Origin of the sequence: Arthrobacter sp. S2(2024) (assembly GCF_036662515.1) — a bacterium.
Classification (GTDB): domain Bacteria; phylum Actinomycetota; class Actinomycetes; order Actinomycetales; family Micrococcaceae; genus Arthrobacter.
Genome location: NZ_JAYKZI010000024.1, coordinates 24,409 through 31,907 on the forward strand (window position 1 = coordinate 24,409; position 7,499 = coordinate 31,907).

The 7,499-nt window shown below is 65.1% G+C and carries 6 protein-coding genes, 1 tRNA gene and 1 pseudogene; all 8 read left to right on the forward strand.

Annotation, left to right across the window (positions count from 1 at the left end; genetic code table 11):
* Positions 1 to 4 precede the first annotated feature (4 nt).
* Positions 5 to 934 carry a segregation and condensation protein A gene (locus VLA65_RS21495; protein WP_442880362.1) on the forward strand — a complete coding sequence of 310 codons (930 nt, stop codon included), beginning with the start codon at positions 5 to 7 and terminating at the stop codon, positions 932 to 934.
* Complete coding sequence (gene scpB / locus VLA65_RS21500) at positions 931 to 1,596, forward strand: SMC-Scp complex subunit ScpB (protein ID WP_284991606.1); 666 nt, start codon at positions 931 to 933, stop codon at positions 1,594 to 1,596. The genes VLA65_RS21495 and scpB overlap by 4 nt, the downstream gene beginning before the upstream one ends.
* A 165-nt stretch (positions 1,597 to 1,761) precedes the next feature.
* Positions 1,762 to 3,012: a pseudouridine synthase gene (locus VLA65_RS21505; RefSeq protein ID WP_284991605.1), complete on the forward strand. Its 1,251-nt coding sequence runs from the start codon at positions 1,762 to 1,764 to the stop codon at positions 3,010 to 3,012.
* A gap of 3 nt (positions 3,013 to 3,015) precedes the next feature.
* On the forward strand, positions 3,016 to 4,122 hold the full coding sequence (locus tag VLA65_RS21510) for a prephenate dehydrogenase (protein ID WP_332603686.1): 1,107 nt from the start codon (positions 3,016 to 3,018) through the stop codon (positions 4,120 to 4,122).
* The gene (gene cmk / locus VLA65_RS21515) at positions 4,122 to 4,835 is read left to right on the forward strand and encodes a (d)CMP kinase (protein ID WP_284991603.1); all 714 of its coding nucleotides are present in this window, start codon (positions 4,122 to 4,124) and stop codon (positions 4,833 to 4,835) included. The genes VLA65_RS21510 and cmk overlap by 1 nt, the downstream gene beginning before the upstream one ends.
* A gap of 28 nt (positions 4,836 to 4,863) precedes the next feature.
* A pseudogene (locus tag VLA65_RS21520) lies at positions 4,864 to 5,559 on the forward strand (lysophospholipid acyltransferase family protein).
* A 10-nt stretch (positions 5,560 to 5,569) separates the two neighbouring features.
* A complete protein-coding gene (der, locus tag VLA65_RS21525; RefSeq protein ID WP_332603687.1) occupies positions 5,570 to 7,120 on the forward strand; it encodes a ribosome biogenesis GTPase Der in 1,551 nt (516 codons plus the stop codon).
* 127 nt (positions 7,121 to 7,247) lie between these two features.
* A tRNA-Pro gene (locus VLA65_RS21530) sits at positions 7,248 to 7,324 on the forward strand.
* Positions 7,325 to 7,499: the final 175 nt, after the last annotated feature.

Genomic DNA, 7,499 nt, shown 5'->3' on the forward strand with positions numbered 1-7,499 from the left:
CCGCGTGGCAGAGCCACTCACCCCTGAAGCCGGGCCCGTCCTGGTGGGCGACGCGCCGCCGTCGTACTCCTCCGGGAGTAACACGGACGACGCCGGAGCCGCGCCTTCGGGACGAAAGGGCGGCTTCGAGGTCCGGCTGGCGAACTTCACCGGCCCCTTCGATCTCCTGCTCGGCTTGATCTCCAAGCACAAGCTGGACATCACGGAAGTTGCGCTGGCCACCGTCACGGACGAGTTCATCAAATACATCCGGCGGTTGCAGGAGTTGGGGGAGGACTGGGCGCTGGATGAGGCCAGCGAATTCCTGGTCATCGCCGCGACCCTCCTGGACCTCAAAGCCGCAAGGCTCCTGCCGGCGGGCGAAGTGGAAGACGCCGAGGACATTGCCTTGCTGGAAGCCCGGGATCTTCTTTTCGCCCGGCTCCTGCAGTACAAGGCCTTCAAGCAGGTGGCTGCGATCATGTCCGGCACCTTGGAGTCCGAAGCCCGGCGCTTCCCGCGGCAAGTTGCGTTGGAAGGGCATTTCGCTGCAATGTTGCCCGAGCTGATTTGGCGCCACACGCCCGAACAGTTCGCCGCGCTGGCGGCCAAGACCCTCGCGCCGAAGGACAACACGCCAGAGGAAGTCGGGCTCGACCACCTTCACGGAACACCCGTCAGCGTCAAGGAACAAGCCGAGATCATCGGGTACCGCCTGCAGCGCGGCCAGCCACAATCCTTCAGGGCGCTGATCGCGGACGCTGAGTCCACGCTTGTTGTCGTGGTCCGGTTCCTGGCGCTCCTCGAGCTGTTCCGCGACCGTGTGGTGGCGTTTGACCAGCCGGGTCCGCTCGCAGAACTGACCGTCCGCTGGACAGGGCGCCCCGAAGGGTGGAGCAGCGACAATGTGAGCGACGAATACGAGCAGGTCGACCAAGGAGAGGAACCGCTGTGAGCGAGCAGGATACAGGCGGGGACGGCCTCGCCGAGCTTGAGGCCCTGCCCGGAGGCGCCCGCGCGGCCCTCGAAGCCGTCCTGATGGTGATCGACCAACCGGCCACCGCGGAAGAGCTCGCTGCCGGGCTCAACGTGACGGTCGCCGTCGTCGAGGATTTGCTGGAGGGACTGCGGCAGGAGTATAGCGGCTATACTGTTAAAGCCCCGGGCAGGGACGCTGATGACTTGCACATTGATGCACGTGCCAGCGCTGCACCCCGGGGTTTTGAGTTGCGGAACGTTGCCGGCGGGTGGCGGATCTATTCACGCGCGGAATTTGCCGACGTCGTGGGCAGGTTCGTTCTCGAAGGCCAGACCGCGCGGCTGACGCAGGCAGCCCTTGAAACCATGGCGGTCATCGCGTACCGGCAGCCGGTTTCCAGGGCCAGGGTGTCGGCCATCCGCGGCGTCAATGTCGATTCAGTCGTCAGGACCCTTGTCCAACGCGGGCTGATCGAGGACTCGGGTACTGATCCTGAATCGGGGGCCATCCTTTACCGGACCACCTCGTATTTCCTCGAGCGCATGGGCATTGGCTCGGTGGCGGAACTGCCTCAATTGTCCCCCCACCTTCCGGGGCTGGAGGGCATCGAGGAGTTCTTCGACGCCGAACGCATGTAGCCGCGGGAACCCGCGGCGGCAGGCAAGGCAAAACAACTCAATATTGCAAGGATCTACAAACGCCCGGGCTAGTAGCGGGCAGAGTTCACACAGGGCAGATATCCTCTGTCCGGCTGGCTAATGTTGAGAAAGAACAAGCCGGCCACCATAACAAAAGGACGGGTCATGACACAGGCGGGACGCCAGGGTTCACCACGTAATAGTTCGGGACGAAACAATTCCGGACGCAACGAGTCGCAAGACTCAGGCCGCAGCAGCGCCGGCCGTACAGGAGGCAGCGGCTTCGGTGCCGGCCGGGGTGGCGCAAGCCGAGCCGGAGGCGCCTCCGGAGGCAGCAAGCGCAGCTTCTCCCCGGGCGGAGAACGCCCCTTCAAGCCCACTCGTCCGCGTGAAGAGCGCCCCTTCGATCCGGACAACCCCACGTCGGCCGGAGGCTACGGGCGTCGTGACGACGCCGGCCGACAAGACGCAAGGCCGGCCAAGGCCCCCCGGAAGCCAGGCTCCAACAAGCCCGGCTTCGGCAAGGCTCCGGGCACCCCGGGCGCATTGAAGCCCAAGGCCAGCAACAAGAAGCAGTACGCTTCCCGCGCCTTCGGCAGTGAGCGCTTCGGCCAGAACCTTGGCCCGATCCGTAAGCCCCGCGGCCGCCGCGGCGAGGTGGCGCAGTCCGAGCAGCACGACGCCGATGGCGTGCGCCTGCAGAAGGTCATGGCCCAGGCAGGCGTGGCTTCCCGCCGCGTGTGCGAGGAAATGATCGAGGAAGGCCGCGTCGAGGTCAACGGCCAGCTCACCACCGAGCTCGGCATGCGCGTGGATCCCGCGACAGCCGTGATCCACGTGGACGGCATCCGCATCCAGCTCGATGACACCATGCTCTACATGGTGTTCAACAAGCCCAAGGGCGTCGTCTCCACCATGGAAGACCCCGAAGGCCGTCCCTGCATCAGCGACTTCCTGAAGTCCGCCAAGAACAAGGGCGAGCGTCTCTTCCACGTCGGCCGCCTTGACGTCGCCACTGAGGGCCTGCTGCTGCTGACCAACGACGGCGAACTCGCCAACCGCCTGACGCACCCCTCCTACGAGGTGCCCAAGACGTACCTGGTACAGGTCCGCGGTCCATTCCCGCAGGGCGTCGGTGCGCAGCTGAAGGCCGGCATCGAGCTCGAAGACGGCATCGCTTCCGTTGACTCCTTCAAGCTCGTGGACTCCACTCCGGGCCACGTGCTGATCGAGGTTGTGCTGCACTCCGGCAAGAACCGTATTGTCCGCCGTTTGTTCGAAGCCGTAGGGTTCCCCGTGCTTCGTCTTGTGCGCGTCAAGATCGGTCCCATCGGCCTGGGCGACCAGCGCCAGGGCAGCATCCGCAACCTCGGCAAGCAGGAAGTCGGACACCTCCTGGCCTCCGTAGGACTGTAAGGCATGTCGGCATTCCACTCGCACGGCCGGGGCCACCTTGACGGCCCGGTGGTCGTTTTCGGCACCGGGCTTCTCGGAGCCAGCATCGGTCTCGGCCTGCGTGGCCGGGGTGTCTCCGTGTTCCTTTCGGACCCCTCGCCAACCAACCAGGCCGTCGCCGTGGATATCGGTGCGGGCAGGCCTCTGTCCGAGCTTGGGAATCCGCCCCAGCTGGTTGTCGTCGCGGCGCCACCGGACGTGACGGCCGACGTCGTCGAGCGTGCCCTGGGTGAATACCCGGAGGCCGTTGTGGTGGACATTGCCAGCGTCAAGCTGGCAATCCAGGCCGATCTCCGTGCGCGTGGAGTGGACCTGTCCCGCTACGTGGGGACGCACCCGATGGCGGGGCGCGAGAAGTCGGGGCCCGTCGCTGCCCGCGGCGAGCTCTTCACGTCCATGCCCTGGGTCCTGTGCCCGTCCGACGAGACCAGTGCCGACGCGCTTCAGACTGCGCGTTCCCTTGCCGGGGACTTGGGGGCAATAGTCTCCCAGTTCACGGCGGAGGAACACGATGAAGCGGTTGCGTTGGTGTCGCATTTGCCCCAAGTGATGTCATCGCTTCTCGCGAGCCGTTTGCAGGGGACACCGCTCCACGCGCTGTCCCTGGCCGGCAACGGGCTGCGGGACACTACGAGGATTGCTGCCAGCGATCCCACCCTTTGGGTGCAGATCCTTGGCAACAATGCGGCCAAGATGGTGGATATCCTCCATGGTGTCCGTGAGGACCTCAACCGTCTGATCGGTACCTTGGAGGACCCCACAGCCCCGGGTGCGCGGCTGGACCTTGCCCAGCTCATCAGCGAAGGCAACGCCGGGCAGGCCCGGATCCCGGGAAAGCACGGCGGACCCCCGCAGGCATATTCATGGCTTACAGTTCTGGTAGACGACCGGCCCGGGCAGATCGCCAGGCTGTTGACGGAGATCGGCGAGATCGGCGTCAACGTCGAAGACCTCCGCCTGGATCACTCGTCCGGGCAGAACGTTGGCATGGTGGAACTTTCAGTCATGCCCAACAAACATGACCTCCTTGTTGAAGCCTTGACCGACCGTGGATGGCGGGTACTCCAGTAATGACACGTGAACTATTCGGTCCGGAGACCGTAGTACGCCCGGGCAAGCCGCTCGTTGTCGCCATCGACGGCCCGTCCGGCTCGGGCAAGTCCAGCGTCAGCAAGGAAGTTGCCCGGCGCTTGAAGCTCGCCTATCTGGACACGGGTGCGATGTACCGTGCTTTGACCTGGTACTGCCTCAAGACCGGCATCGACCTCGCCGACGGTGCCGCCGTCGAGCAGGCCTCAAAGGATTTGCCGCTGGAACTGAGCACCAGCGCCAACGTCGAATACGTCAGTGTTGCCGGGGTGGACATCACGGAGGAAATCCGCGAGCCGAGGATCTCCTCGTCCGTCAGCGCCGTTGCAACCACCCTGGGTGCCCGCAACGAATTGATTCGTCGACAGCGCCAGCTGATCGAACAGCACCACCGCCGCATGGTGGTGGAGGGACGGGACATCACCACCGTCGTCGCGCCCAACGCGGAGGTCCGCATGCTGCTGACCGCCAGCGAGGAAGCGCGGCTGCGGCGCCGCGGCCTCCAGTTGGGCGGGACGCAGAGCCAGGAGCAGCTCGCCGCCCAAGTGATCCACCGCGACGCCAAGGACTCCACTGTGGTGAACTTCACCCAAGCGGCCGACGGGGTCGTAACGCTGGATTCCTCGGAGCTGGACTTCGAAGAAACCGTCGAAACGGCACTGAGCATTGTGGGCAAGGTCATCTACGGTGACTGAAGCCCGGCTCCCGGCACGCTGGACCATGATGTGGAGCCGGCCTGTTGGCTGGCTGTTGGACCACGTCCTGTACCGGACCGCGATCACCGGACGCTCCAATGTTCCCAAATCCGGCCCGGTCATTTTCGCGGGCAACCACATCAGCTTCTTGGACGGGCCGGTGATGTTCGGCGCGGCTCCACGGGCCATGCACATCCTGGTCAAGAAAGAGATGTTCAAGGGTTTCCTTGGACGGGTGCTTCGTGCCTCGGGGCAGATTTCCATCGACCGCTCCGGTGACCGCTCGGCTCTCCAGCTCGGAAAGAAAGTGCTCGACGCCGGCCGTTGCGTGGGGATTCTCCCTGAAGGAACGCGGGGGAGCGGCACCGCCGGCAACATCAGCAACGGCGTCGCATGGCTCGCGCTGATGTCCGGGGCCACAGTGATTCCCGTGGCTATCCTCGGAACGCGGATCGGCGACGAACACCGTGACTCCATTCCGAGGCTGCGCCGACATCTGCACGTCAGTTTCGGAGCCCCCTTGAATGTGACCCGCAGAAATGGCGAGTCGGGGCGTGTTTCAATGGACAGGGCGGCCGCGGAGATCCGCGCTGCGCTGGCTGGACACGTCCAGGATGCCGTCAAGACCACCGGTCAGTCCCTTCCGGGGGACTAATGCACCGGCCCACAGCCAATGCAGCACCGCCAAGAAGAAGTAGCCGGGACGCCGGCAGATCACCACTAAGGAAAGTGCAATGAGCGATACGACTCACAAATCCGGCAACATCGGAGCCGGCGACGACGGATACACGCCCACCGGCACCGACCAGGTGGCTGAAAACCTCGCCGCCCTGGACGACGACGAAGCCGAACTCCGTGCAGCCTCCCTCCGGGCGGGCCTGGAAGACTACGACCTCGACGAGGACGACGCAGCCCTGCTGAGCGGACTCTACGACGACGAAGGCGACGACGGCCCCCTCAAGCTTGACCCGGTCCTGGCCATCATCGGCCGCCCCAACGTCGGCAAGTCCACGCTGGTGAACCGCATCCTTGGCCGCCGCGAGGCCGTCGTCGAGGACACCCCGGGCGTTACCCGTGACCGCGTCATGTACTCGGCACATTGGAACGGCCGCAACTTCACGCTGGTGGACACCGGTGGCTGGGAGCACGATGCCAGGGGCATCCACGCCCGCGTCGCCGAGCAGGCCGAGATGGCCGTGGAACTGGCCGACGCCGTGCTCTTCGTGGTGGACTCCGCCGTTGGCGCCACTGCCACGGACGAAGGCGTCATGAAGATGCTGCGCAAGTCCAAGAAGCCGGTCATCATGGTGGCCAACAAGGTGGACGACTTTGCGCAGGAAGCGGACTCGGCAACGCTCTGGGGCCTTGGCTTCGGCGAGCCGTACCCGGTGTCCGCCCTCCATGGCCGCGGCGTTGCCGACCTCCTGGACCACGTCATGGACACCTTGCCGGAGTTCTCCACGGTGGAAGGCGTCGAGCGCTCCGGCGGTCCCCGCCGCATTGCCCTCATCGGCCGCCCGAACGTCGGCAAGTCCTCTTTGCTGAACAAGCTGGCCGGCTCCGAGCGCGTGGTGGTTGATCCCCTCGCCGGGACCACCCGCGACCCCGTGGACGAATTCATCGAACTCGGCGGCCGCACGTGGCGCTTCGTGGACACCGCAGGCATCCGCCGCCGCCAGCACATGGCGCAGGGCGCGGACTTCTACGCCTCCCTGCGTACGCAGGCCGCGCTCGAAAAGGCGGAGGTCGCCGTCGTGCTCCTGGCCGTTGACGAGGTGCTCAGCGAACAGGACGTCCGCATCCTGCAGCTCGCCATCGAGTCGGGCCGCGCGCTCGTCCTCGCGTTCAACAAGTGGGACCTGCTCGACGACGAACGTCGCCGCTACCTTGAGCGTGAAATCGAGCAGGACCTGGCACACGTTGAATGGGCTCCGCGCGTCAACATCTCCGCCAAGACCGGCTGGCACAAGGACCGTCTGGTGCCCGCTCTGGACCTCGCCTTGGAGAGCTGGGACAAGCGCATCCCCACGGGTCGCCTCAACGCGTTCCTGGGCGAGCTCGTGGCCGCCCACCCGCACCCGGTCCGCGGCGGCAAGCAGCCGCGCATCCTGTTCGGCACCCAGGCGTCCAGCCGTCCGCCGAAGTTCGTGCTCTTCACCACGGGCTTCCTGGACCCCGGATACCGCCGGTTCATCACCCGCCGGCTGCGGGAAACCTTTGGCTTCGACGGCACGCCGATCGAGGTCAACATGCGCGTCCGCGAAAAGCGCGGCAAGAAGCGCTAATTGAGACGCGCATCACAGATGACACCCGCCAAGGTGGCATTGAGAACCTCGAACATCGTGTAAGCTTTTTGAGGTGGTTCGGCCGGACTGCTTAGGTGAAAACCTAGGCGGAGAACGGCAGGACTGACGGGCTGTAGCGCAGCTTGGTAGCGCACTTGACTGGGGGTCAAGGGGTCGCAGGTTCAAATCCTGTCAGCCCGACCAGAAAGCCGTGGGAACTCTAGGGTTCCCACGGCTTTTGCGTTTAAGCGTTGGTGTTGCAGTGGGTTATAGGACAAAACGTGTGTAAATCCCGCGCGTGTCACGTGCGTCCTGCCCAACCTTTGCGGGCCCAGAGGCCTTCCTCTGCGGTGGCTGTGTTGCCGTATTCCTCGGGTCC

Coding starts and splice junctions, on each gene's coding strand:
- VLA65_RS21510 (WP_332603686.1), top strand. CDS start 3,016: ATGTCGGCATTCCACTCGCACGGCCGGGGCCACCTTGACGGCCCGGTG.
- VLA65_RS21505 (WP_284991605.1), top strand. CDS start 1,762: ATGACACAGGCGGGACGCCAGGGTTCACCACGTAATAGTTCGGGACGA.
- der (WP_332603687.1), top strand. CDS start 5,570: ATGAGCGATACGACTCACAAATCCGGCAACATCGGAGCCGGCGACGAC.
- cmk (WP_284991603.1), top strand. CDS start 4,122: ATGACACGTGAACTATTCGGTCCGGAGACCGTAGTACGCCCGGGCAAG.